General features: G+C 64.4%; 23 protein-coding genes. 11 read left to right on the forward strand and 12 right to left on the reverse strand.

The window, feature by feature from the left end; translation table 11 throughout:
- Positions 1 to 9 precede the first annotated feature (9 nt).
- Both ACFVVK_RS03270 and ACFVVK_RS03275 read left to right on the forward strand, forming a co-directional pair.
- Positions 10 to 1,458, forward strand: coding sequence for an SLC13 family permease (locus ACFVVK_RS03270; RefSeq protein ID WP_390263393.1), 1,449 nt, complete (start codon positions 10 to 12; stop codon positions 1,456 to 1,458).
- A 457-nt stretch (positions 1,459 to 1,915) separates the two neighbouring features.
- Entirely contained in the window at positions 1,916 to 2,728 is an 813-nt protein-coding gene (locus ACFVVK_RS03275; RefSeq protein ID WP_390263396.1) for a hydrolase, read from the forward strand.
- A 40-nt stretch (positions 2,729 to 2,768) separates the two neighbouring features.
- On the opposite strand, the gene ACFVVK_RS03280 is transcribed toward ACFVVK_RS03275, so the two are convergent.
- On the reverse strand, positions 2,769 to 3,071 hold the full coding sequence (locus ACFVVK_RS03280) for a hypothetical protein (protein ID WP_390263399.1): 303 nt from the start codon (positions 3,069 to 3,071) through the stop codon (positions 2,769 to 2,771).
- A 455-nt stretch (positions 3,072 to 3,526) separates the two neighbouring features.
- On the opposite strand from ACFVVK_RS03280, the gene ACFVVK_RS03285 reads away from it, so the two are divergent.
- Complete coding sequence (locus tag ACFVVK_RS03285) at positions 3,527 to 4,858, forward strand: wax ester/triacylglycerol synthase domain-containing protein (protein ID WP_390263402.1); 1,332 nt, start codon at positions 3,527 to 3,529, stop codon at positions 4,856 to 4,858.
- 182 nt (positions 4,859 to 5,040) lie between these two features.
- Here ACFVVK_RS03285 and ACFVVK_RS03290 read toward each other — a convergent pair whose 3' ends face one another.
- Both ACFVVK_RS03290 and ACFVVK_RS03295 read right to left on the reverse strand, forming a co-directional pair.
- Positions 5,041 to 5,583, reverse strand: a complete 543-nt coding sequence (locus ACFVVK_RS03290; protein ID WP_390263404.1) for a flavodoxin domain-containing protein — start codon at positions 5,581 to 5,583, stop codon at positions 5,041 to 5,043.
- 171 nt (positions 5,584 to 5,754) lie between these two features.
- Positions 5,755 to 7,644, reverse strand: a complete 1,890-nt coding sequence (locus ACFVVK_RS03295; RefSeq protein WP_390263407.1) for a heavy metal translocating P-type ATPase — start codon at positions 7,642 to 7,644, stop codon at positions 5,755 to 5,757.
- A gap of 414 nt (positions 7,645 to 8,058) precedes the next feature.
- Between ACFVVK_RS03295 and ACFVVK_RS03300 the strand changes: the two genes are divergently transcribed.
- Positions 8,059 to 8,376, forward strand: a complete 318-nt coding sequence (locus tag ACFVVK_RS03300) for a dienelactone hydrolase family protein (RefSeq protein WP_390263410.1) — start codon at positions 8,059 to 8,061, stop codon at positions 8,374 to 8,376.
- Here ACFVVK_RS03300 and ACFVVK_RS03305 read toward each other — a convergent pair.
- From ACFVVK_RS03305 to ACFVVK_RS03315, 3 genes are all read right to left on the reverse strand, one after another.
- Positions 8,373 to 8,633, reverse strand: coding sequence for an SHOCT domain-containing protein (locus ACFVVK_RS03305; protein ID WP_390263413.1), 261 nt, complete (start codon positions 8,631 to 8,633; stop codon positions 8,373 to 8,375). The genes ACFVVK_RS03300 and ACFVVK_RS03305 overlap by 4 nt on opposite strands.
- 247 nt (positions 8,634 to 8,880) lie before the next feature.
- Entirely contained in the window at positions 8,881 to 10,188 is a 1,308-nt protein-coding gene (locus ACFVVK_RS03310) for a glycosyltransferase family 2 protein (RefSeq protein ID WP_390263416.1), read from the reverse strand.
- Between the two features lie 233 nt (positions 10,189 to 10,421).
- Positions 10,422 to 11,234, reverse strand: a complete 813-nt coding sequence (locus ACFVVK_RS03315) for a LysR family transcriptional regulator (RefSeq protein WP_390263419.1) — start codon at positions 11,232 to 11,234, stop codon at positions 10,422 to 10,424.
- On the opposite strand from ACFVVK_RS03315, the gene ACFVVK_RS03320 reads away from it, so the two are divergent.
- A complete protein-coding gene (locus tag ACFVVK_RS03320) occupies positions 11,235 to 11,999 on the forward strand; it encodes a transcriptional regulator (RefSeq protein ID WP_390263421.1) in 765 nt (254 codons plus the stop codon).
- A 38-nt stretch (positions 12,000 to 12,037) separates the two neighbouring features.
- Here ACFVVK_RS03320 and ACFVVK_RS03325 read toward each other — a convergent pair whose 3' ends face one another.
- The 3 genes from ACFVVK_RS03325 to ACFVVK_RS03335 all read right to left on the reverse strand — a co-directional run bounded on the left by ACFVVK_RS03325 (position 12,038) and on the right by ACFVVK_RS03335 (position 15,632).
- Positions 12,038 to 12,619, reverse strand: a complete 582-nt coding sequence (locus ACFVVK_RS03325; protein ID WP_390263424.1) for a DoxX family protein — start codon at positions 12,617 to 12,619, stop codon at positions 12,038 to 12,040.
- Positions 12,620 to 12,712: 93 nt separating this feature from the next.
- On the reverse strand, positions 12,713 to 14,185 hold the full coding sequence (gene rox / locus ACFVVK_RS03330; RefSeq protein WP_390263603.1) for a rifampin monooxygenase: 1,473 nt from the start codon (positions 14,183 to 14,185) through the stop codon (positions 12,713 to 12,715).
- Positions 14,186 to 14,477: 292 nt separating this feature from the next.
- Positions 14,478 to 15,632, reverse strand: coding sequence for an epoxide hydrolase family protein (locus ACFVVK_RS03335; RefSeq protein WP_390263426.1), 1,155 nt, complete (start codon positions 15,630 to 15,632; stop codon positions 14,478 to 14,480).
- A 64-nt stretch (positions 15,633 to 15,696) separates the two neighbouring features.
- Here ACFVVK_RS03335 and ACFVVK_RS03340 point away from each other — a divergent pair, with 64 nt between their 5' ends.
- The 4 genes from ACFVVK_RS03340 to ACFVVK_RS03355 all read left to right on the forward strand — a co-directional run bounded on the left by ACFVVK_RS03340 (position 15,697) and on the right by ACFVVK_RS03355 (position 18,843).
- A complete protein-coding gene (locus ACFVVK_RS03340) occupies positions 15,697 to 16,647 on the forward strand; it encodes a helix-turn-helix transcriptional regulator (RefSeq protein WP_390263429.1) in 951 nt (316 codons plus the stop codon).
- Between the two features lie 106 nt (positions 16,648 to 16,753).
- Positions 16,754 to 17,473, forward strand: a complete 720-nt coding sequence (locus tag ACFVVK_RS03345; RefSeq protein ID WP_390263431.1) for a ZIP family metal transporter — start codon at positions 16,754 to 16,756, stop codon at positions 17,471 to 17,473.
- A 353-nt stretch (positions 17,474 to 17,826) separates the two neighbouring features.
- On the forward strand, positions 17,827 to 18,414 hold the full coding sequence (locus ACFVVK_RS03350; RefSeq protein WP_390263433.1) for a hypothetical protein: 588 nt from the start codon (positions 17,827 to 17,829) through the stop codon (positions 18,412 to 18,414).
- A 42-nt stretch (positions 18,415 to 18,456) separates the two neighbouring features.
- The gene (locus ACFVVK_RS03355; protein ID WP_390263435.1) at positions 18,457 to 18,843 is read left to right on the forward strand and encodes a VOC family protein; all 387 of its coding nucleotides are present in this window, start codon (positions 18,457 to 18,459) and stop codon (positions 18,841 to 18,843) included.
- Between the two features lie 102 nt (positions 18,844 to 18,945).
- Here ACFVVK_RS03355 and ACFVVK_RS03360 read toward each other — a convergent pair whose 3' ends face one another.
- Positions 18,946 to 19,914: a hypothetical protein gene (locus tag ACFVVK_RS03360; protein ID WP_390263437.1), complete on the reverse strand. Its 969-nt coding sequence runs from the start codon at positions 19,912 to 19,914 to the stop codon at positions 18,946 to 18,948.
- Positions 19,915 to 20,131: 217 nt separating this feature from the next.
- Between ACFVVK_RS03360 and ACFVVK_RS03365 the strand changes: the two genes are divergently transcribed.
- Positions 20,132 to 20,401, forward strand: coding sequence for a hypothetical protein (locus ACFVVK_RS03365; protein ID WP_390263439.1), 270 nt, complete (start codon positions 20,132 to 20,134; stop codon positions 20,399 to 20,401).
- A gap of 186 nt (positions 20,402 to 20,587) precedes the next feature.
- On the opposite strand, the gene ACFVVK_RS03370 is transcribed toward ACFVVK_RS03365, so the two are convergent.
- Positions 20,588 to 21,421, reverse strand: coding sequence for an oxidoreductase (locus ACFVVK_RS03370; protein ID WP_390263606.1), 834 nt, complete (start codon positions 21,419 to 21,421; stop codon positions 20,588 to 20,590).
- Positions 21,422 to 21,511: 90 nt separating this feature from the next.
- Between ACFVVK_RS03370 and ACFVVK_RS03375 the strand changes: the two genes are divergently transcribed.
- On the forward strand, positions 21,512 to 22,102 hold the full coding sequence (locus ACFVVK_RS03375) for a TetR/AcrR family transcriptional regulator (RefSeq protein ID WP_390263441.1): 591 nt from the start codon (positions 21,512 to 21,514) through the stop codon (positions 22,100 to 22,102).
- A 41-nt stretch (positions 22,103 to 22,143) separates the two neighbouring features.
- Here ACFVVK_RS03375 and ACFVVK_RS03380 read toward each other — a convergent pair whose 3' ends face one another.
- Entirely contained in the window at positions 22,144 to 22,914 is a 771-nt protein-coding gene (locus tag ACFVVK_RS03380) for an MBL fold metallo-hydrolase (RefSeq protein WP_390263444.1), read from the reverse strand.
- Between the last annotated feature and the right edge of the window lie 127 nt (positions 22,915 to 23,041).

Genomic DNA, 23,041 nt, shown 5'->3' on the forward strand with positions numbered 1-23,041 from the left:
GCCAAGATCATGACTAAGACTATTTACCAACCCGCTCCCAAGGCAGAGAGCGAAATCCGGGAAGACCGTCGCAAGGGTCCCAACGGCCGGCGCCGTATCCTGCTGATATCGGTAGCCGCGATCGCGATCCTCGGTCTGGTCGCCCTCGTGCTTGGGGGTGCCGTTTTCAACCCGGCGGCCACCTCGAAATCGGAGCCGCCCATGACCGCTACGCAGATCATCCCGCTCGTGATACTTGTCGTGATGTTCGTCGTCGCCACGAAATGGCCACTGAACATCGGGGTGATGGGGCTGGTGGCATCGTTCGGCGTCGGGTACTTCATGCTCGGGATGAGTGACAAGGAGATCCTGAAGGAGTTCCCCTCCAGCATCGTTGTGACGATCATCGGAGTCACATACTTCTTCAGCATGGCCCAGCGGAACGGGACCATCGACATCATCGTGCAGACCTGTGTGCGCCTCGTCAGGGGCAAGACACTGCTGCTCCCTTGGGTGTTCTTCCTCCTAGCCGCCGCGCTGACGTCCCTAGGCACCTTCTCCCCCGCCGCCGTCGCCCTTTTGGCACCCGCTGCCATTGGTTTCGCCTACGCGTCTCGCATCCATCCGGTACTCATGGGTGCGTTCATCATCAACGGAGCCCACGCCGGTGGTTTTTCGCCGCTGTCCGTTGCCGGCGTTCTGGTACACGACATTGCACTGAAGAACGGCTTCCCCATCTCCCAGGGCGCACTTTTTGCCGCCAGCTTCGCCCTGAACCTCATCCTTACGGCACTAACCGTCGTACTGTTCGCACTCCTGGGGAAGCTTCGCGACGGCGAGGGCGTCCAGCATGCCGACCTTGACGCGCCCCGGACGATTCGTCCCCACGGCCAGCAAATCCTCACTCTCGCGTTGATCCTTGCGATGCTGGTCTGCACCTTGGGCTTCCAGATGCCCATCGGCTTTGTGGCCCTCTCCGCCGGCCTCCTCCTGGCACTGATCAACATCAAGGAACACCGGACGTTCATCGGCGGAATCTCCTGGTCCACGGTCCTGCTGGTGGCCGGCATGATCACCTACGTCTCGCTGCTCCAGCACGTCGGCGTCATCGATACCCTCGCCCAGAAGGCCCTGGCATTGGGCGCCCCGCTACTGATCGCACTGGTCCTCTGTTACGTGATCGGCGTCGGCTCAGCCTTTGCCTCCTCCACGGCCTTGCTGACCGCATTCATCCCCCTCGCCGGTCCGCTGCTCGCCTCCAGTTCGCTGAGCGCCTCCGGAACCGTCGCGGCACTCGCCATCGCCGCCACCGTCGTGGACGTCTCTCCCTTCTCCACCGACGGTGCCCTCGTAGTAGCCAACGCCCGGGAAAACGACCGCCAACGCGTCTACAAGCAGCTGATGATCTACGCAGGCGGAGTGGTTCTGGTGGCCCCCGCGCTGGCCTGGGTGCTGCTGGTACCCACCGGCATCATGTAACAGGCGCCCGCGCCTCGGGCAACGGCCGGTCGGCAACAGCTGACGGGCCGTTGCCCGTCCCCGTGGGAAAGCACCAAAGCGTCCTCGACCACCGCACTTTCACGACGGACAGGCTCCAGGGACACACGCCATATGCCGCCGGACTCAACGTCCGGCATGCGTGCTGCCGTTTCCGCACTCCATCGCAACAGGTAGCCCGAAAGACGGGCGCGGGAACTGCGCAGCATGCTAAGGAGGCAGGGTGACCACGATGTCACCCTGCCTCCTCCCGCAACTGCCCCCCAGACATAACCATCATCCGCCGTGCCAATGAGAACGGCGGCCCGCAACTCATTTGATACGGCAAGGATCTTCCTTCCTAGGGATCTTTCACGTGCCATAGTCTGGTCACGCCAGCCCGCGGCCGAAGGTGAAGGCGCGGGAAAGCAGGAGTCAAGACGCTGGGAAGGGACCAACCATGCTGATCTGCGCAACTTGCGGCGTCGAACGCGACGAACCTACCTCAGGGGTCTGCCCGATCTGCACCGATGAGCGGCAGTATGTGCCCGAGGACGGACAAAAATGGCTCACGCTGGACGGGCTTGCCCAGGAGGGCCAGCAGACAGTGTTGAAGGAGAACGAACCGGGACTTCTCGGGATCAACACGGAGCCAAAAGTCGGGATCGGCCAGACCGCCCAGCTTGTGGTGACACCCGAGGGCTCGCTGCTGTGGGATCCGGTCGGATATGTCGATGACATCGCTGTGAAGGCAGTGATCGAGCGAGGCCCGGTCCTGGCGATCGCCGCTAGCCATCCGCACATGTTCGGTGTGCAGGTCGAATGGTCGCACCGGCTCTGTGGCGTCCCGGTACTTGTGGCCGACGCAGACCGACGATGGCTGGGGCGCGACGATCCGGTCATCGAATACTGGTCCGGCAGTCAGACTATCGCCGAAGGTTTGACACTGCACCAGACCGGCGGGCATTTCCCGGGCAGCGCGGTGGTGCACTGGGCTGCAGGGGCGGACGGCAGAGGAGTCCTGCTGACCGGTGACAGCGTGTATCCGAATCCAGACCGTCGCTCCATCGCCTTCATGCGCAGCTACCCGAATCATTTGCCGCTATCCGGCGCAGTGGCGCTGCGAATCGCCGCGCAGCTGGGCGAGCTCCGGTTCGACCGGATCTACGGCAACTTCAACAACGTCATCGCGTCCGGAGCCAAGGCCATCCTGCACGATTCGGCCCAACGACATGCCGCGTGGGCGCGGGGCGACTTCGACCATATGACCTGAACCGTCCCCCTCCGGCATCAGCTGGGGATCAGAACAAGGGTTAGGGGGCGGTTATCTTCTCCGTGGCGACCGTCTCGATGATTCTGGTCGATGGCTCACCGACCAGCGCAGGCGCCGTCACACCGGTTTTCCACGTGTCGTTCTGCAGCCGGGCCAGGAAATCGACGGCAGCCTCCTGCGTATCAAAATCCATCTCCAGCATCACGTAATCCTCCTGGTCGAGTGGGCGCGAGATCCGGTATGAGAGCACCCCTGAAGCGGCGCGGTCCAGCGGGTCACTGTCAAAAGCCCTCCGCCACATGCCGAAGTCGCGGACCTGGTGTTCGATCTGCAGGGTAATCATCGGTGCTCCTGTCGACGGTTCTACACGCCCAACCTTAGGCCCGGAAGGCCTCATTAGGTAAGGCGACGGGCAAGAGTGGCATTCCGCGGCTTTGGCGCTGCCGGTTGCGGGCAAGTGGGGACGTTCTGCCCTAGCGCCCAGGACCCGTAGACCCAAAAGTGAGGTCATGACGACCAAGTGGGGTGGCAGACTATGCCTGCCCGGCAACTTGTGTGCTGCAAGGGCGGGCGCCCCCGCCTGCCAGCCTGTCGTGGCCTTGCCTCCGACATTGGAGGCCACCTCCAACCTGCTCAAACCCGGCCGAAGCCTTGGTCGAGCAGGCTCCTGACAGGCATGTGTGCCTCCGTCACAGCCGGAAGAAATATGGGCCGTCCGCCGCGGGTATGCCAGGTGGCGGCGTCTGTGTTTCCTTCAAGGAGCAAGGGAACCCGAGCCCCGTTTCCGTGGACCGAAAAATGACACCAGCAAAACATGTCGACAGGGTGAGCGCCGAGGACATGATGTCTCTGGACGCGGATATCGGCTCAGCTCCAATGCAAGTGGGCGCCATCCTCATGCTCAGCACGGGAGCCGGCTACGACCCGGTTTCCCTCCTGGACGCGCTGGCACTTCGGCTCGGCGCAGTCCCCCGGTTGCGTCAACGGCTGGTCACTGTCCCTTTCGGCTGCGGGCGTCCCATTTGGACGGACGATTCCGGTTTTGATCCGGCCCATCATCTCGGCGCGATTGCCTGTCCGGCGGCCGGGGGTGAAAATGCCGTACTCAACATTGCAGCCGAAATGCTCGTTAGCCCACTGTCCCACGACCGTCCTCTCTGGTCAGCCAAGCTCATTACCGGCGTAAGCCAGGACCGGTCGGCGCTCGTTTTCGTTTTTCATCATGTCCTCACCGACGGCATTGGAGGTCTCGCCGTCCTGGAGGCCTTGGCAGCCACGGGAAGCGGGTGGGATGACCGCCGGGAGCCGGCAGCTCCATACTCGGCGCTACCCCTGGCCGTTGATGCAGCAAGGAGCCGGCTCAACGCACTGCCCCGATTGCCGGTCGCACTGCGGACTGCAGCCGCCGGAGCCTCAGAACTGCGACTGACGGGCAGGACCCGGGCTGCCCGCACTTCACTCAACCGCCCGACGGGTCCGCAACGGACCCTTGCTGTCCTCCACTGCGACATGGAAGCGGTCAAAACCGCCGCACACCTGCAGGGAGCGACAGTCAACGATCTCGTCCTCGCCGCCGTCTCGACAGCCCTGCACCGCCTGCTGTTGGAGCGAGGCGAATTTGTCGAAGAATTCGTGATCTCCGTACTGTTCTCGGCGCGTCGCCACACAACAGTCACCTATCTCGGGAACCGGAGCGGGATAATCCCTGTGCGCGTTCCCGCGGTCGGTTCAGCCAAGAGACGGCTGGCGACGGTAGCGGCAAGAATGCGGATTGCCAAGCAGCAGCCTCCCGGAGCCTCCGCTGCAATCACCGGCCCCGTATCGCGGATCCTCGCACACCTTGGCGCCTACCGCTTCTTCATAGACCACCAGCGCCTTGTCCATACGTTCGTCACGAATCTACGAGGGCCGGAACGCGCCCTGGTGATATCGGGCGCGCGGGTAACCGGGATCATTCCGCTCGGGGCGATCAGCGGTAACATAACGGTTGCGTTTGCAGTCCTCTCCTACGCCGGCGCGCTGACCATCACCACAATCGCCGACCCCGAGACATGCCCGGACCTCACACGACTGCGTGACGAACTTGCCAGGGCATTACAAGCTCTTACGGTGACGGATGGCAGTAACTGACGGGCTGCCCAGGCACATTGATGCCACGACCGCGCAGGGCCAGTATCAGTTCCGACAAGGACGCGTTCCTGCCTCCGATGTCTTCGAAATGCCGCCCCCGGGTTCTTCAAACCACGCCAGATCGCGTGGCGTGGAGTTCATCGCTCCAGCAAAACCTATTAGCAGGATCGGTTCGGGCGGCACTACCCCGTGGCCCTGTCTGGAGAATTGGGCGAAGGGGGCGTGGCCAGCCGGGCGATGATCTGATCCACCCACCCGTCGATAGCCTGCCAGTCGCGCAGGTCCCCAAACCTCCCGCCGGTGACACGGAATAACCCCCGGAGCAAGGGCGGCATTTGGCTGGCCTGGTACACACCGGAGAAGACTTTATGGCCGCGAAGGCGGATCTCCGGGGGCAGCGATTCCGGCAGACGTCTCTGCTGCAGGGCGCACGCACGCTTGCGAAACGGTCTTGGCAGGCCGTCCGCCATCCCAACGCTGAAGGCCCATACCCGCGCCCCGGCGAGGTCCCCGGAGCGGCGGCGGACAAACAACAAAGCGGCCGGCAGCCACTTCTGATTATGAATGGCGCTACCTATCACTACTGCTTCGTACCCGGACGCCCCCTCGATGTCCTCCACCGACCGGCACTCAACTTCACCCATCGTCGCCAAATGGGCGGCGATGCGTTCGGCTATCTCCCTGGTGGACCCCAGCACACTTGCATAAGCAACCAGAATGGTCATGCTGTGACTCCCTTCTGTTCGCCAGCCTCGCAGAGAAATCAACGGGCGAGAGGGGCCGGAGGTCCCAGGACGGGCGTCGTCAACAGCACTGCAGCTGTGCACCAGGCCGCATGGCGGGAGCTCTTCGACAGTACTTCGCCCGAGCTGAGCCCAAGAACCGTGGTCACGGGCCTATAGTCCTGTCGGCGAGTAGTCGCGGTCCAGCGGCCGCCCGGCCTGGCTTTCCACCGGAGTGCGCCCCGGCGTGAGCGCCCTGAGTGCGTTCAGGATTGTGGCCAGGTCCACGAGTTCCTGGGCCAACGCGCCGGCGACCGCCGGGATGTAGCCGAAAGCGGCCATGACCATCAGGCCGATGCTCAGGAGGATGCCGATCCAAATGCTCTGCAGTGCCACCTTGACGCTGCGCTGGCCGATTCCCACGGCCTGGGCCACCTTGGACAGGTCATCGAGCATGATGACCACATCCGCGGATTCGCTGGCCGCGGTGGAACCTTTGGCACCCATCGCCACCCCGACGTCTGCCGCCGCGAGCACCGGCGCGTCATTGACGCCGTCGCCGACCATCATCACAGGACGCTGTGGCATTGACCCGACAGCCTCCACCTTGTCCGCTGGCAGGCATTCAGCCCGGACGCGTGTCAGGCCCACTTGCCTGGCAATGTGCTCAGCAGTTTCCTGCGCATCCCCGGTCAGCATCAACGTCTCGCGTATTCCCAACCGGCGCAGGTGCTCCAGGGTGCGTGCAGCGTCCGGGCGCACCGCATCGCTGAGCACCAGGGCTCCGGCATAGGTGCCGTCGACGCCGATGTACACAGCCATCTGCCCGCCGGCCAGCGGCGTCTTGTGCGTCCCCGCGGCTAGCCCGGCGACAAACTTGCGCTTACCGATGACGACGGTCCGGCCGCCGAAGTCCGCGGCGACCCCGTGGGTGGCATGTTCGGTCGCCTCTCGGGCCGCTGTCAGCGCCAGTCCCCTTGCGTGGGCGGCCGCGATGACGGAGGCGGCCAGCACATGGGAGGAATACTGCTCCGCCGACGCCGCCAGCCGCAGCAGTTCGTCTGCAGGAAGGCGGCCAGCGGCACTGTCCCCCGTCCTGACCTCCAGCAGGACCGGCCGGCCGCCCGTCAGGGTGCCGGTCTTGTCAAAGGCCGCGGTGCGAATGCGGCTGAGTGTCTCCAGCGTTCCGCCGTTCTTGATGATGATGCCGGACCGCGCCGCCCTGCCCATGCCGCCGACAAAGGCCACGGGGGCCGCGATCAGCAACGGACAGGGGGTGGCCACCACCAACACCTCGGCGAACCGGTCCGGATCGGCGCTGGCCAGCCAGGCGGCACCGCCCAACAGAAACGCAAAGAGAGTGAACGGCACGGCGTAGCGGTCCGCCAGCCGGACCACCGGCGCGCGGCTGGCCGAGGCTTCCCGGACCAGGGCGATGATCCTGCTGTATTGGGAATCCGCCGCCGCGGCAGTTGCCTGCAGCCGCACCGCTGCGTCGCCGTTGACCGCCCCGCTCATCACGGGATCGCCGGTGACCTTCTCCACCGGCAGGCTCTCCCCGGTCAGCGCCGACTCATCGAAGGTGGCGAAGTTTGAGACAAGCACACCGTCCACGGGAACGACCTCCGACGGCCTGAGCAGGAGCAGGTCCCCGGGAACGACGTGTTCGACACTGATATCCTCCGGCTGCCCGTCGGCGCGTTCGCGGTGGGCGGTCTGCGGCGCCCGCCGGAGAAGGGCGGTCAGTTCGCGCCGCGCGCGCCCCTGGGCAAAGTCTTCGAGGGCCTGGCCGCCGGAAAGCATCAGCACAATAATCAGTGATGCGATGTACTCACCCACGGCAACGGTGCTCACCACAGCGGTCACTGCCAGCAGGTCGATCCCCCAGTGTCCGTGGGCAAGTTCCCGGATCATGTCGACGGCGAGCCTGGCCGCAATCACCAGCGAATAACCGCTTGCAAGCCACTGGGCCGCCGTGTCCTGGCCGCCGAGCAGCAGGCAGCCTACCACCAACCCGCACAGCAGGGTGGCGGCCACCAACGGATAACGCCTGACAAAGCCCATCCGTCCTCCAGACCCGCCGTGCCGTTGTCCCGCAAGCCTGTCCAGCAGTCCTGCTAACCAAAAGTCCACCGACGGCTGCCGCCGGAGAACTGATCGGCTGCCAGCGCACTTTGGCCTTCAACCCCATCGCACTCGCCGCGTCCGGCCGCTGCCACCAGTATCCACCGGGCAGCCGCCTTCCGCGAGGTCCCGAAGCGACATTCCCAACAGCCTCCATTCCCCCGTACAAACAGGGTCCGCGGCACAGCGGCCAAAGGACAGCGCAGGGGGAACGTAGCCGGGACGCCTGCGTGCACGTCCACCGGCTTCGAAGCCAGTATCAGCGGGGACGTGTCCAGATGCGCAAGGTTGACGAATCGGAGCGTGCCGGGAGGCCCTATGACGGATCTGATCATTCGCACCGAACGAGGAGACATGCCTGTCTATGCAGCGACACCGTCCGGTGCGGGGCCATGGCCCGGCGTCGTCGTCATCCACGACGCACTCGGCCTGAGCCACGATACCTGCGGCCAGGCCGAGTGGCTGGCCAGCGAGGGATTCCTCGCCGTGGCACCGGACCTGTTCTACTGGGGCAGCAGGACGACTTGCTTGTGGTCACTCGTCCGCGGCTGGCGGCCATCAAGGTCTATCCCGGCGCCGGTCACGGCTTCCTCAACAAGCATGACCCTTCGGACCTCACGGTCGGGGACAAAGTTCTCGCCAAGCTGGTTGCGCCAGCTCACTGCGCACTAGTGATCCTCACCTAGAACCTTTAGGTGTTCTCGATACTGCTCCGCCGTGAGCTCACCGCGGGCAAAGCGTTCATCGAGGATTTGGCGGGCCCTGCTCCTGCCCTGGTAGTACGGTCCCGGCGGGCCCTGCATTCCGCCATGACTGCCGCTTCCGGCAAACATGTGCACCGCGACCAGTACCAGCAGCGCGATCCCGACGAGCAGGAGGATGCCCCAAAGCCACATCCAGCCCATATTCGTGCCGTAGCCCCACATCATGAGCGGCGCCTTTCGCCCAAGACCATTGATATTCCGATTCAATGGCCGGCCGTGGGCGGGCGGTAGAGTCCGACGACCTCTACCGCCCGCATGCCCCACTGCCGTCCGGCGGGCAGCTTCCGCTGACGTCGGATCCGCGGCGCCCATCTGCGGCTCCCGTGCCCGGGGTGAGGATGGCCTGCAGCGGAAGAGGTGTGGGCTACTGGGGGAGGACAGGTATGACAAAGACGGCTATCTGAAAAGCACGTCAGACACTAAACCTCTCCCAATCATTTGCAACCTCCTTGGAGAACGCAACTGAACCGGACCTATTTGCACTGAGAAATTGCGGATTCCGCTTTTCATCATTTTTAAAGTCAAACTTAATCGCCACAAGCCCGTTCTTGTCTTTCTTCAATCCGAAGACCTGAGCAAAATTCCCCTTGGATTTCCGCGGAACGCCGTCTCTATCGGAGCAGACGAAGCTCGCCTTTCCATTTTGAATGAATGATATGAAACATTCAGAGCTATTATAATTGGCGGTAATCCTGATGGGGATGAAGTTGGCGTTATCCAGCGCCGCTTCATCTACGGCTTTAACCATGTCCTCGCGGACGGAATAGGCCATGATGTCGCCATGAGTGTTAGTGACGTTCTTATTTGCGAACTCGCGGTCGTCAATGTTAACCACAAATCCAGTTTCGAGACATTTCGACATTTTATCTTCATCGAAAACGTGCATCTTTAGATATGCGTCATGGAGTGATTCTTCACCGCTCTCTGCATATCGATCCGTGAGGTACTTGGTTCTGATCTTGGACGCCTCGTCCAGGAACGGGGTGTTGTAAACCTTACCGGCGCGATTGATCATCTTCTGCACAAACAGTGGCCTTGTCATTGCCTCAAAATGCAATATGAACATTGAGTTCATCACGAATCCGTGAGCGAAACTCTCATTCATGGGAACCGGCAAATGGCATGACGGTCTAAAAATATCCTCGGATGTTCTGATAAAACTTTTCCCGGTGACATGACCAAAGAACCCGGACTTATGCTTCAGACCTTCATCTGGATAAATTCCATTCCAGAAATCATAGTCAATCTTTCTTCGTGACTTGAAGTATCTGGTGTCAAACGTATTAATTAGTGACTCTGGCTCTTTGTTTAGGTAAACGGCCTCTAGGGGTCGGACCAGGACAGAAAATACGTTGTCTGGAACGTATGACAGCTCATCTTCAATGTTACTCAACGGGAAAAGCAACTCGTCAATATCAACGTTCAACAACCATTCTGTTTCACAGATGGATGATGCGTGAAGCAAATTATGATACTGCCTGTACTCGACATAATCAGGACGCTCACCCTTTTTGTATCTTAACGGGTGAAAATGCTCCCGGTCTTTCCAGAAATTATCGTCGCATAGGAAGAAAACGACCCTATCGTCATCTATCTTGTTGTATATATCTTGATCCATTGGGGCGTCTAGGAATATATACATCTTTGAAACGCCAAGATTGACGTAATGGTTGATGAATCTTTCGATCAATTCATCAGGTGCTTTTACTGTGGTAACCAACGACCATGTAGAGGGCATAGTTCTTCCCCAAATTATTCTTATGTAAATAACTGATTGCGCTTAGAGGCACTTTTGTGCCATGAGTCTATAACAACAACACAAGGTTGCCGGCATCCGAGGGTCCTCCCCCAGCAGCGCCCTGATCGTCAGCGCGACCGCCTTGATCACGGGAGTCCAGCGGCGCCCGCTGGGTGCAGGGGCCCTTGCTGCGCACCCGCGTGACTGTCATGAGCTCAGCCGGGCCAGACTTGTTCCGCAAGTGAGAGGACCGGGGGGAGGGCAGGGTTATCCGAGTCCCCGCGCCAGGCCATCCGCAGGTAGATCGGCAGAGTCTCGTCGAGGACCCGTACGAATCGCACGTGCGGGTCAGTGACATTCTCCGCAACCGAGGAAACCGTTAGCGAACATCCCACTTCGGCCCCGACCAGAGCCATTGCGGTCCAGGAGTCTGGCGCCCTTTGCACTATGTCAGGATCGAACCCGGCGCCAAGGCTCAGTCGGCGCAGGCGGTCACCCAGGACAGAGCCCTCATGCGGAGGCAGTGCGACGAACGGTTCGCCGGCAAGTTCCTCGACGCGGATGTCCTCCCGCGTGGCCAGCCGGTGCGATGCCGGCACTGCCATCACCAGATGTTCCTCCACGATGATGCGGGACTTGACGCCAGCGGGCACAAAATCCCAGCGGCCAAGACTGATGTCCACTTCGCCACGGAGAACGCGCGCGAGGGCGGGAAGCGCGAAGTCCTGGCTGTTCAGACGGACTTCTATGCCCGGGTGGACCTTCCGAACTTCACGGGCGAGCACACCCACCAGCACGTGGGTTGATGCACCGGCGTAGGCGAGCTTGACCGTCCCCATTTCACCGCGGCCGGCGGCAAGCGCGCTGGCTCTTGCACGCTCCGCTGCCGAAAGAATCTCCCGGGCCGATGCCGTCAGGGCCACTCCGGCCGCGGTGAGCTGGACACTTCGGGTGCTCCGGATGAAAAGGTCGATGCCGAGATCCCGCTCGAGCTGCCGCACTATCCGGCTGACGGGCGGCTGGGCCATATGGAGCCGCGCCGCGGCCCGGCCGAAATGCAACTCCTCGGCCACGGCGAGGAACGGGGAAACCTCTCCGGCGCCTCCGACAGCGTCCTGGAAGCCCTCGCCCGCGCCTTCAAGCTCGACGACGCCGAAACGGCCCACCTCTTTGATTTGGCCCGCGCCGCCACCGCCTCCCCTCGGGTGCGGCGCAAGCGCAGCCCGCAGACGGTGCGGCCAAGCGTGCAGCGCGTCATCGATGGCATCACGACGGCGCCGGCCTGGGTCCGGAATGACCGCGGGGATGTCCTGGCCGCCAACGAACTGGGCCGGGCCCTTTATCTGGACATGATGGCAGAAAAAGCCGCACCGCCGAACAGTGCCCGGTTCACCTTCCTGAACCCGAAAGCGCGGGAATTCTTCACCGACTGGGAACGCGCAGCGGACGACGTCGTCGCGGTCCTGCGCTCCACGGCAGGGAAAAACCCCTACGACAAGGATCTGACGGACCTGATCGGTGAGCTCTCAACCCGCAGCGAGGAGTTCCGCACCCGTTGGGCGCGGCACGATGTGAAGTACCACCGCACCGGCCGGAAACGGCTTCACCACCCGATCGTCGGCGACCTGGACTTGAGCTTCGAAGCCCTTGAACTGCCAGCAGACCCGGGACTGCGCATCAACGTCTACACGGCAGATCCCGCCACACCCTCCGAGGACGCCCTGAAAGTCCTCGCCAGCTGGGCAGCCACCCAGCGTGAAACGACAAAGGCCGCCGTCAAGGAGAAAATGTGAGCCACCGTCGGACCGTCCTGATGGCCCTTGGGAAATCCCTATGAAGCGGACGGGCTTCCGCCCTCGTCGACCGCCGCGCCGGAAGCCGGTGCCGTAGTCTCGCTGGCCAGAGCCTTCTGCCGACGATAGATCTGGACCCCGATGACCGCGGGGATCACGGCTAAGGCGGTCGCCCGCATCCAGGGTCGGTCCAAGACATGCCCGCTGAGCGCGTCAAGGGAGAAGGGCCCGGGGCCTCCGATGGTGAATGATGCTGCGGCCATGCCCAGCACCGCGGGGTACTCGAGGCCGCCCTCGGTGGCGAAAAAGCCGTTGGGGGCATGGACGCTGGCCGCGACGCCCATCGTGGTTGCGGCGGCGGCGCCGGCGGCAGGGGTGGCAAGACCCAGGGCCAAGGCCACACCGGCTCCTGCTTCACCTACGCCAGCGAGGATGGCGCTTGGTTTTGCGGGGCGGAAGCCCATAGCGTGCATTCCCTTGCTGGTGCCTTCGATGCCTCCCCCGCCGAACCAGCCGAAGAGTTTCTGGGTTCCGTGCGCGATGAGCACACCTCCGAGAGCAACCCGGAACAGGGTCTGCGCGGCGGCTGCTGCGTTTGGACTGGTTGTTACACGGCGCATAGGGGTCCTCCTTGGTGTGGCATTGTCACTGCGCAGGCTCTCGTTGAAGCCCGATTCTACGTCGGCGACACGTGCCCGTCACGGGAAAGCGCGTCATCCCGGAGGCGGACCCAGGCCGCCGTCACGACTTCCCGGGCTTTCGGACGCGGCTCCGAACCATGTCCGGAGGTGGTGGAGCAGGTCGTTCTGGTCTTGGCCGATCCATGCGACGTGGCCATCCGGACGGAGCAGGACCGCGGGCGCATCCAGTTCTCCACCGACGTCCGTGACGTGGTCGAGCCGGTCCGCCCATCCTGTCACGGAGAGTTCGCCGGTCTGGTCCAGAAGCAGCCCGCGGCCTTCGCGGGTGAGCTCGTAGAGACGACCCGGTGACAACGGGATGTCGGGCAGTCGTTTGCCGAGCAGCTCGGGTCCTTCGCCGAAGTCGTAGCGGACCCCGATGGCGGTGACCTTCTCGGCCAGGAAACGGCGGACGTCCTCGAAGTCCATCAGCTCCGTCAGCAGCCTGCGCACGGCCTGCGGACCGGGCTCGGGGGAGATTAACTCGCTCTGGGCCCGGGTGAAGGTGAGGACGTCTTCGGCGACCGGGTGACGCTCGGTGTGGTAGCTGTCCAGCAGCCCGTCCGGCGCCCAACCGTTGACAGCTGCCGCGAGTTTCCAGCCGAGGTTGAAGGCGTCCTGAATGCCGAGGTTCAGACCCTGACCTCCCAGCGGCGGGTGTACGTGCGCGGCGTCGCCGGCGAGGAAAACCCTGCCTACTCGATATTGTTGGGCTAGCCGGGTGGCGTCGCTGAAACGGGACAGTGAGCGCGGTGAGCGGGCACCGAAGTCTGTGCCCGCATAAGCCCGAAGCTGTGTCCGGAATTCTTCCAGGGTCGGCGGGACCGAGCGATCCTCAGCCACGGTCGCTGCGGGCACGACGGCGCGATACAGGCCGTTTCCCGCGGGGCCGATGCCGAAGCCCTTGTGGGTCTTGCGCACCTCCCCCGCCACCTCGGCCAGCTCGTCCGCCGACATGGTCACCTTTACCTCGCCGAGAAGCCATTCCGTACTGGCGGACTCGCCGGGAAAGCCGATATCGACCAGTCTGCGCACCAGGCTGCGCCCGCCGTCGCAGCCGACCAGCCAACGCGACCGCAGCCGCGTACCGTTCGTGAGCTCCACCCTCACCTCGTCCTCGTCCTGTTCGAGCCCCGTTACCTCGCACCCGCGGCGAATTTGTGCGCCGAGCTCAACGGCGCGTTCGGCCAGAAGCCGATCGGTGACCGGTTGGGGGATGCCGAGGACGTAACCGTGGGCCGTGTCCAGGTTCACGGGCCCGGCACTGTCAATCCCGGCGAAACGGCCGACCCCACGGGGGTACTGCTGCCCATGTGCGAGGAACCGGTCCAAAAGCCCGCGCTGATCCATAATCTCGATGCTGCGCACGTGCAGGCCGAGCGAGCGGACCTCTTTGCCCGGCTCCTCGTCCTTCTCCAGCACGAGCACGTCCACATCGTGCAGTCGCAACTCGCTGGCCAGCATCATCCCCGTGGGCCCGCCTCCGCTGATGATCACGTCGTACATGTGAAGCCCCAATTCGACACCACCTTCCAGCCCGCGGTCCTGCGTGACTATGCCGCCCGGCACGGGCCCGTGTGCGCAAGTATTCTTGCCGCGGCCAACCATTCTTGTCGACGCCAGGGGCCTTGCGGCAAGCCCCCGTGCGAGCTGTATTCTGAAAATGGCAAGGGGATTTATTCGCTTTGCCGCTTGCATGCGCTGGATCGGTTCGCGAAGGTCCGGCCAGGTTGCTCCACGGTGTGCCAGCCATCAGGCGGCCGGTGCCCGCGGGGCAGGGCCGGCGCCCGCGGAGGTTTCAGCGCAGGTTGCTGAAGAACTTCCGGATGTCTTCGACGAGCAGGTCGGGGGCCTCCATGGCGGCGAAGTGACCGCCGCGGTTGAATTCGGACCAGTGCACCACAGCGTGTTCGAGCTCGACGCTGCGCCGGATCGACACGTCCATGGGGAATACCGCTACCCCGGTCGGCACTGTGGAACGTTCACTCGCGCCCCAGGCTCCGGCGTGCGCGGTCTCGTAGTAGCTGTTGGCCGAGGACCCGGCGGTGCCTGTCAGCCAATAAAGCATCACGTTGGTGAGCAACAGATCCCGGTCCACCGCGTCCTCGGGCAGTTCGGCGGCAGGATCGGTCCACTCCTTGAACTTCTCCACGATCCAAGCCAACTGCCCGACCGGGGAGTCGTGCAGCCCGTGCGCCAGGGTCTGCGGCCGGGTGATTTGGATCATCATGTAGCCGGACTGTTCGGTCTTCAGGTACTGCAAGTGATCCAGCCGCGCCCGCTCGGCCTCGGTCAACTCTCCCGCCTCGTCCGGGTTGACCTCGGTGAACGCGGAGAGCCCGTTCGCGTGCACGCCGATGACCTTGTCGGGGTTGAGCCGGCCGAGTCCCGGGGAGATGACCGCGCCGGTGTCCCCGCCCTGCGCGCCGTAGCGGTCGTAGCCGAGTCGGTCCATCAGGGCGGCGAAGGCCTTGGTCACCCGGTTGGTGTCCCAGCCGGCCTCGCCGGTGGGTCCGGAGAATCCGCTGCCGGGGATCGACGGGATCACCAGGTGGAACGCGTCCACCGGGTCTCCGCCATGTGCCCTGGGGTCGGTCAGCGGGCCGATGACGTTCAGGAACTCCACGATCGAGCCGGGCCAGCCGTGGGTCAGGATCAGCGGTAGCGCGTCCGGCTCGGGCGAGCGGACGTGCAGAAAGTGGATGTTCTGCCCGTCGATCTCGGTGGTGAACTGCGGATACTTGTTCAGTTCCCGCTCGTAGACGCGCCAGTCGTAGCCATCGCGCCAGTACTCGGCCAGTTCCTTGAGGTACCCCACCGGCACCCCGCGGCTCCAGCCGACCTCCGGCAGGTCCGTGGCCCACCGGGTTCTGGCCAGCCGGTCCCGCAGGTCGTCCAGGTCGGCCTGCGGAATGTCGATGGTGAAGGGACGGATTTCTCTGTTTTTCTCCATACCGGTAACTCTAGGTATCCGGTTAGGACAGGTTCGGTCCTAGGACTATGGCAGACTTCAAATCATGTGGGAAACCTCGGCACGGCTGCTGCGACTACTCTCCCTCCTGCAAACCCGACGCGAGTGGTCCGGCACCGAATTGGCCGAGCGACTGGAGGTCAGTCCCCGCACCGTGCGCCGCGATATCGACCGCCTTCGCGGCCTCGGCTACCCCGTGATGGCCAGCGCGGGCACCGCCGGTTACCGGCTGGGTGCAGGCGCTGACCTGCCGCCGCTGCTGCTCGACGACGACGAGGCCGTCGCGGTTGCGATGGGCCTGCGAACGGCCGCCGGCGGTTCGATCACCGGTATCGAGGAGACCTCAGTGCAGGCACTGGCCAAGCTCGAACAGGTGCTTCCGTCCCGGCTGCGCCACCGGATCAACGCCCTGCAGTCCATGGTCGTGCCGATGACCAACTCCGGCCCCACCGCCGACCCGAGCACCCTCACCGCCATCGCCGCCGCCTGCCGCGACTCGCTGCGCCTTCGCTTCGACTACCGCACCCACGACGGAACCAGCAGCATCCGCACCACCGAGCCGCACCGGGTGGTGCACGCAGGCCGGCGCTGGTACCTCATCGGCTGGGACGTCGACCGCCAGGACTGGCGCACCTACCGCGTGGACCGCCTCGATCCGCGCACGCCAGCCGGCCCCCGGTTCACGCCGCGCACCCCGCCTCCCCCGGATATCAGCGGCTATGCCTCGCGCGCGATCTCCACGTCGGCCTACCGCTACCAGGCCCGCTTCACCCTGCATGTCAGCGCCGAGACTGCGGCGGAGCGGTTTGCCCCCACCACCGGAGCGCTGGAGCCGATCGACGAGCACAGCTGCACCCTGCGGGCCGGGTCCAACTCGCTGGACGAGTTGGCCATCTACGTGACAACCAAAGGGTTCGACTTCCGGGTGCACGAACCCCCGGAGCTCGTCGAGCACGTCAGGTCGCTGGCAGCCCGGCTCGCCAGTGCGACCGACTAATGCCCCGGCCGGGTTGGCGGCGCCTCGCGGACCCTTGCCATCCACGCGGCCCTTCGGGATGATGCCTAAGCGGGGTGCTTTAGCGCCTAAGCCGAAAGGGGCGCCGATGCTGCAGGCATTTGGCTGGGGTCTGCTTGCCGGGTCCTCGTACTTCCTGGGTGGACTGCTCGCCCTGCGGTGGCGCGTCGGCAACAGCGTCCTGCTCGGCGTCCTGACCGGTCTCGGTGCCGGCGCCCTGCTCTCTGCCGTCGCCTACAAGCTCGTCGCCGAGGCCGGCCGACTGGCCGGCGGAAGCGGTTATGTCGGGGTGGGACTGATCGGCGGTGCCGTGGCGACGGCGTGGGTGGTGACAGGTGCCGTGCGCGGCCGGCGGCTGTCCGCACCTCCCGTCCACGAGCCCAGGTTCCTTGTGATCGGGCTGTCCGTGGTCGCCGAAGCGGTTGTAATCACCGGGGCGCTACTCAGCGGCTACGGCATCAGTGCCGCGGTGCTTGCCGCTGTCTTCCTCTGCGGCGTGCCCGAGGCCATGGCCGACACCGAACCGCTGCGCAAGTCGGGCATGACCGCCCGCCACGTCATGACCGCCTGGCTGGCCATGACGTTCTTGTGCGGCGCGTCGGTGGCCGTCTTCATGGTGCTGCTGCAGGCAGCCCGGCCCGAGGTGGTGGCGTTCGCGCTGGCCTTCGCCGGTGGCGGCATCCTGACGAACGTAACGACCCGCATGGTCCCGGAGGGGCTCCGGGACGCCGGCGCGGCCACCGGCATCGCGATCGCCGTCGGCTTCGGCCTCTCGTTCGCCCTTGTGGAGATCCTCGGCGGGCACTGAGGCTGCGGCCGGTTTAGCAGTTCTCGAACAGCCGATCGAGGCCAGCGAATCGGGTTTTGAGAATCGAAGAGGTGGTGAGGTAGGTGTGCGGCGCGGCCGTTGCCGTTGCCCGGGGACGCGAAATTATCTGGACAGTCAGTGCCCATGGTCCCTTGACGCTTGGCAAGCACCGGACGCAAAGTTCACACGAGAGCCATGCCTCTGATGGCCGATAGCCGTCCGGGCCCAGCCCTCATGCCGCAACAACCGCCGCACGGCGGACCACAATGCATCCCTTGAGCTCTTCCGAGGCGGAGCCGCCTGCGGTCAACCACGGGAGCGCTCCGGAACCCTCTTGGACAGGAGAAGTAAGGATGGATCTCGAGCAACCGCGCCTAGGCCCAAAGACGGTAACTGCGGCTATGGCCGCCAAAGACGCGGCGCGGGCATCCATTTCCGGGTCGCGGAAGAAAGTTTCGTACGGCGCCCAGGACCGCAGAGGACCACTCCTGTGGAATTCAGGCCTGGAAAGGCTCACCAACCGAACCCGTCTGCCGGGACAGCCAGCCGATGTTGGCATGAACCTGTTCTACGAGGACCTTGGGGGGAATCCCCTCTTTGGCCCGGGCGATCCCTCGGGGATCATTCCGAGGGACACGGATCAGGTTCCGCCTGGAAATATGGCTAATGCGGGAGGGCTGATTCTGCCTTGGTGCTCGAATTCGCAAGAGGTCCGCCAAAAGGCCATTGTTGTGTACCGCCTCGGGGAGGACCTGGATACGATCGAAGATCCCCTCCTGCATGTCTTCCAGTATTACTGGGACAACGTGGGGTACTTCTTGCCAGCCACCTTTGGGTCTTTCGACGAGAAGATCTCTATGGGTGAGGGGCCCAGCTCATCCCTCAATGTGGACTTCATCCTCGGCCCAGCAGGAGACCTGGTTGCCAGGGCGTGGGCTTAGAGGCCCGGCCTCTGTTAATCAAAAACACCTGAGGAGGTCACCATGACGGTCACTTTCAACCACACCATCGTCTACGCAACGGACAAGCGCCGTTCGGCGGAGTTCCTGGCCAAGGTGCTCGGACTGCCGGAACCCCAACCCATGTGGTCCTTCATGACCGTGCCACTTGACCACGGAGTGACCCTCGATTTCGCCACGGCGATCCGGCCCATCTCCCCGCAGCACTACGCCTTCTTGGTCAGCGAGGACGAGTTCGACGGCATCTTCGCACGGATTCAGGCCCAGGGCATCCCCTATTGGGCGGACCCGGCACGCACACGCCAGCAGCAAATCAACCACAACGACGGCGGACGCGGCGTCTATTTCGCCGATCCGGATGGGCATTTCCTCGAGGCCATTACACGGCCGTATGGATCGGGTGCCGCATAGGCTCGTAATACGGCTCAGGCCCCGGCGGCGCCGTACCCGGGCGCTGAGCCCCTGTCTCCCACCGGGCACGGCGCCCGGGCCCCATCACGTGCGGGGACGGCTTCAGATCCAGTCGTCTGAGACGCCCGGGACTGTGCCGTCCCGGTGCACCGCGATCATCTGGGCCGCGCTCATCCCCCTCAGGTATCCCTCGGCTGCCTGCGCGGCGGTGATCCCCGCGTCGAGGAGCCTCATCAGACCGTGCTCATCCGGCAACGCTGACAGCCCTGCCGCCCGCGAGGCCCCGGCCAAGACCTGCGCCCCGAATAGGATCATGCGACGCTCGACGTCGAGACCGCGCCTCTCGCCGTGGGCGGCACGCGAGAGGCCGTTGGCAAGCCTCATGCTGCGGGCATCCCGTGGAATCTGCGCGACGAAGTCGCCGCCGTACCGTACAGCGAGCCGGTAGACACTTGTCTTGACCTCGTTCGGGGTCGCCGGGCCGATCCCGAATTGCTCGATCCAGCCGCTGATGTCCTCGGCCCGAACTGGCTGGCCTGCGCCCGACTTCAGGCCGGCCAGCAGCCCGCTCAAGGTACCATCGTCGTCCTCGGCGTCGAGGAACCGCGAGATGCCGATCTGGAGGATGTCCCCCAGATCAATCCTGCGCGCCTGCACGGCGGCCCAGACCGCCTTGTTCCTCCGGAGCTTGCCGAGCAGGTCCTCCCCCAGCTTCTCCCCGAAGCCCTCCGGGTCCTCATAGAAGGACAGGGGGGAATGCTGGAAGCGGTCGAGGACCTCCGAAGGCATCGCCGCCCAGCGGAGCGCGGCCTCCGCGGCGTCGTGGTTGTCCTCGACGAGATCGTCGAGCCCATGCTCTTCGAGGAACGCGACGGCCTCCTCCGCCGTGGTGATCCCCGCGTCGACTAGGGCCACGGCAGTCTCCGGGGACGCCACGCAGAGGACTTCGCAGAAGTTATATGGAGTGGTCGTGAACTCGAACTCGGCCTTGCGCCCCCCGCGGCTCGTCCGCTTGGCGAGGGCGTCCATCAGGCTGTTGCCACTCGGGAGGTCGCGAGCGTAGGTCTCCACGACGCGGCGGTGCACATCGTAAGACGGAGCGTCCGGGAACCTCCTCCCCGGCACGGGATCGCTGCCCATACGTCCGAGACTAGACCCTTCCCGCGCCATCAGAGGTCCTCGGGACGGGGACGCCGGATGCCTTGAGAGCAATGGCCGACCGATTTCGTCTCGTCCCGGTCGGCCAGTTGCCGATTCTCATTTGGCCTTCTTAGCTTTAAAATTGGGCATGGTTTACCTAGTCGTTTTCGCCCTCATCGTGATTTCGGCCGTGCTCTGGCTTATCTTCATCATCGCCCGCGGCATATTCAGACTCCTATCCTCAGCGATCGGCTTCTTAGTAACCGAGCGGCCGAATCAAGGCCGCCCGGCCGCACCAGCCCTCAGCCCCGGGATCAGTGTCCGCTGGACGCCCGCACGCCGCTATGAGGCGGCCCGCGACTTGGCTGACTGGCAGATGCGTTTCGACGCGACGCTTTCGGGTGTCAGCGCATACTGATGTGGCTGCGGTTTTCCCAGCCGACGTCGGACGGCCGGCAGCGGGCGTGCATCTTCGTCCCCGAACAGCACCGCCACCACCCGGGAATGGAGGACGGTGTACCGCACATGCCGTTAGACGGTCGCGCCTTGAGACGGGCAGGTCCTGGCGCGGCATGGTTGGGCTGCGCCGCACCCATGTGCTGAGTTAGGTGCGAGGGAGTCCGACGGCGCGGGTGATGAGGGCGTCGAACTGGCGGTCGCTGAGGAGGCCGCGGGCGGTGATCAATGGCTTGGCGCCGTATCCGACCGCGTAGCGGGTCTTGGGAGTTGAGGCGGTCACAGCCTTTCCGATCGCGTCGGCGATGACCGACGGCGGGGAATTACGGTTCCCGTTCGTCTCCGATCGCAGCGACTTCGCGACGGCCTGGGCGTGTGGGGCGTAGGGACCGTTACCGGACGTGGCCTCCACGTTATCGGCGGCGATCGCTCCCCATTCGGTCGCGATGCCGCCGGGCTCGACGATGACGACGTCGATTCCGAACGGCTTGACCTCCAGGCGGAGGCAGTCGCTGAGGGCCTCAAGCGCGAACTTCGTGCCGTGGTACCAGCCGCCCAGCGGGGTGTAGATCTTTCCGCCCATGGACGTGATGTTCACGATCGTGCCCGAGCGCTGGCTGCGCATGTGCGGCAGCACCAGCTGGGCCAGCCGCATTGCTCCGAAGACGTTGACCTCGAACTGGCGCCGGCCCTCATCGATGTCGACATCCTCGAGCGCGCCGTAGGATCCGTAGCCGGCGTTGTTGACCAGGACGTCGACGCGGCCGGTCTCGGTGATGATGTGGTCGATGCCGGCCTGGATGGACGCGTCGTCGGTGACATCCATCGCCAGCGGGCGGACGCCGTCAGCGGCAAGGCCCTCCAGCCGGTCGGTGCGCCGTGCCGCCCCGTAGACGGTGAAGCCGAGGTTCTGCAGCTTCCTGGCGGTCGCTTCTCCGATTCCGGAGGATGCGCCGGTGACAAGTGCGGTCTTGGTGGTCATGATGGTGCTCCCGATGTAATATGAATCGTGGTTCACTTAAATAATGAACCCGCATTCACTTTCATGCAAGTCCCGGCAGGAGAATCGTTCGTGACCACGCAGCAGCGCCCCATGCGGGCCGACGCGATACGCAACCGCGCCAAGATCCTCGACGCCGCCCGGGCGGAAATCGCTGCCCAGGGCCCTGACGTGGGCATGGAGGCCATCGCAATCGCCGCGGGAGTGGCAGTCGGAACTCTTTACCGGCACTTCCCGACGAAGACCGACCTGGTGGGCGCAGTACTGGCCGAATACATCGAACAAATCACTACAGAAGCCGAGGCCGCCCTGGAGCGCGTTCGCGAAGGCGCATCACCGCTGACGGTCATCATCGCTTTCCTGCACGAGGTCATCCGCGTTTCGGCGATAAACGAAGCGGCGAAATCGGCAGCACCGGCATTGGGTGCCTCTGCGAACGTCGACGAGACACGTGCGGCGACGGCACTGTCAGAACTCATCAACCAGGGAATCGCGTCCAGGCAGATCCGGCCCGACCTCACCGTCGCCGATATCTACGTCCTCATCTCCTCCGCACCACTGGATCAGCCCGAGTCGGTCCGCGAACGGTGGGCCGGACTCGTCCTGCCATGCCTCACGGCTGACGCCGCCCACATCAATCTCGACGAGGTTGCACGACGGTAAAGCCTTACCTGTTTCCGGCAGGCGCTCTAGGTGTGGGTTGCTCAGGCGAAGCCGAACATCAGCCACGCCTGGTGGGCGGCCCAGTCGGGGTACAGCCCGCCCATGGCATCGAACACTTCCCGGTCGCTGGAGGTCTCCTCCTTTAGGCGGCCGAAGTCGGTGAGATAGCGCTTCGTCCACTCGATGGCCTCCGGGGTGTCCGCCGCGCCCGGTTTCTTGTGGCCGGCGACCGCCGTCTTCGGGTTCAGTGCCGCCAGCCGGTCCAGGGCGGCCATCCAGTTCTCACGGATCTCGGGGGTGAGCTTGGCGACGTACTGGTGGCACTGGTTGTACAGGACGTCCCCGCCGACGACGAGGTCGATCGAGGGCACGTACAGGGAGGTGCTGTCTGCGGCGTCGGTGTGGCCCTGCTCGATGATTCGCAGTTCGTGGCCCTCCAGGTGGAAGACCTCCTCCGGGTAGGGCTCGGGCACCGTGATTGCAGCCGGCAGTTGGCCGGGCAGGAGCTGGCGGTAGAACGCCACCGGCTGTTCGCGCGCCAGCTCCACCGACTTCGGTGTGGCTATGCCGCGGGCGCCGGGGAACTGGCGCAGCAGCACGCTCAGACCCGCGAAGTGGTCGAGGTGGCCGTGGGTGATGTAGATCGTCGTGAGGTTGCGGTGGTGAAGTCTGACCCAGGCGACCAGCGCCTCAGCCTCGGCGACGGTGGTGAGCGGGTCCACCAGCACCGCTTCGCTCTCGCCGTAGATCAGCGTCGACGTCATCGGATCCCAGGCCATCGGCGGCCCGAACGGCCGGGGCCTATCCCCCACCAAAGGTTTCCCCGGTGCGTCGAAAACGTTAAAACCCAGCGTGGATGTCATGCCGATCGGGTCCTCTCTATGACCAGGCCCCCCGATTCCCCGGATCCGGAGGGGCCCCGCCAGAACGTTCAGCCCC

The organism is Arthrobacter sp. NPDC058192, from assembly GCF_042883665.1.
Taxonomy (GTDB): domain Bacteria; phylum Actinomycetota; class Actinomycetes; order Actinomycetales; family Micrococcaceae; genus Arthrobacter.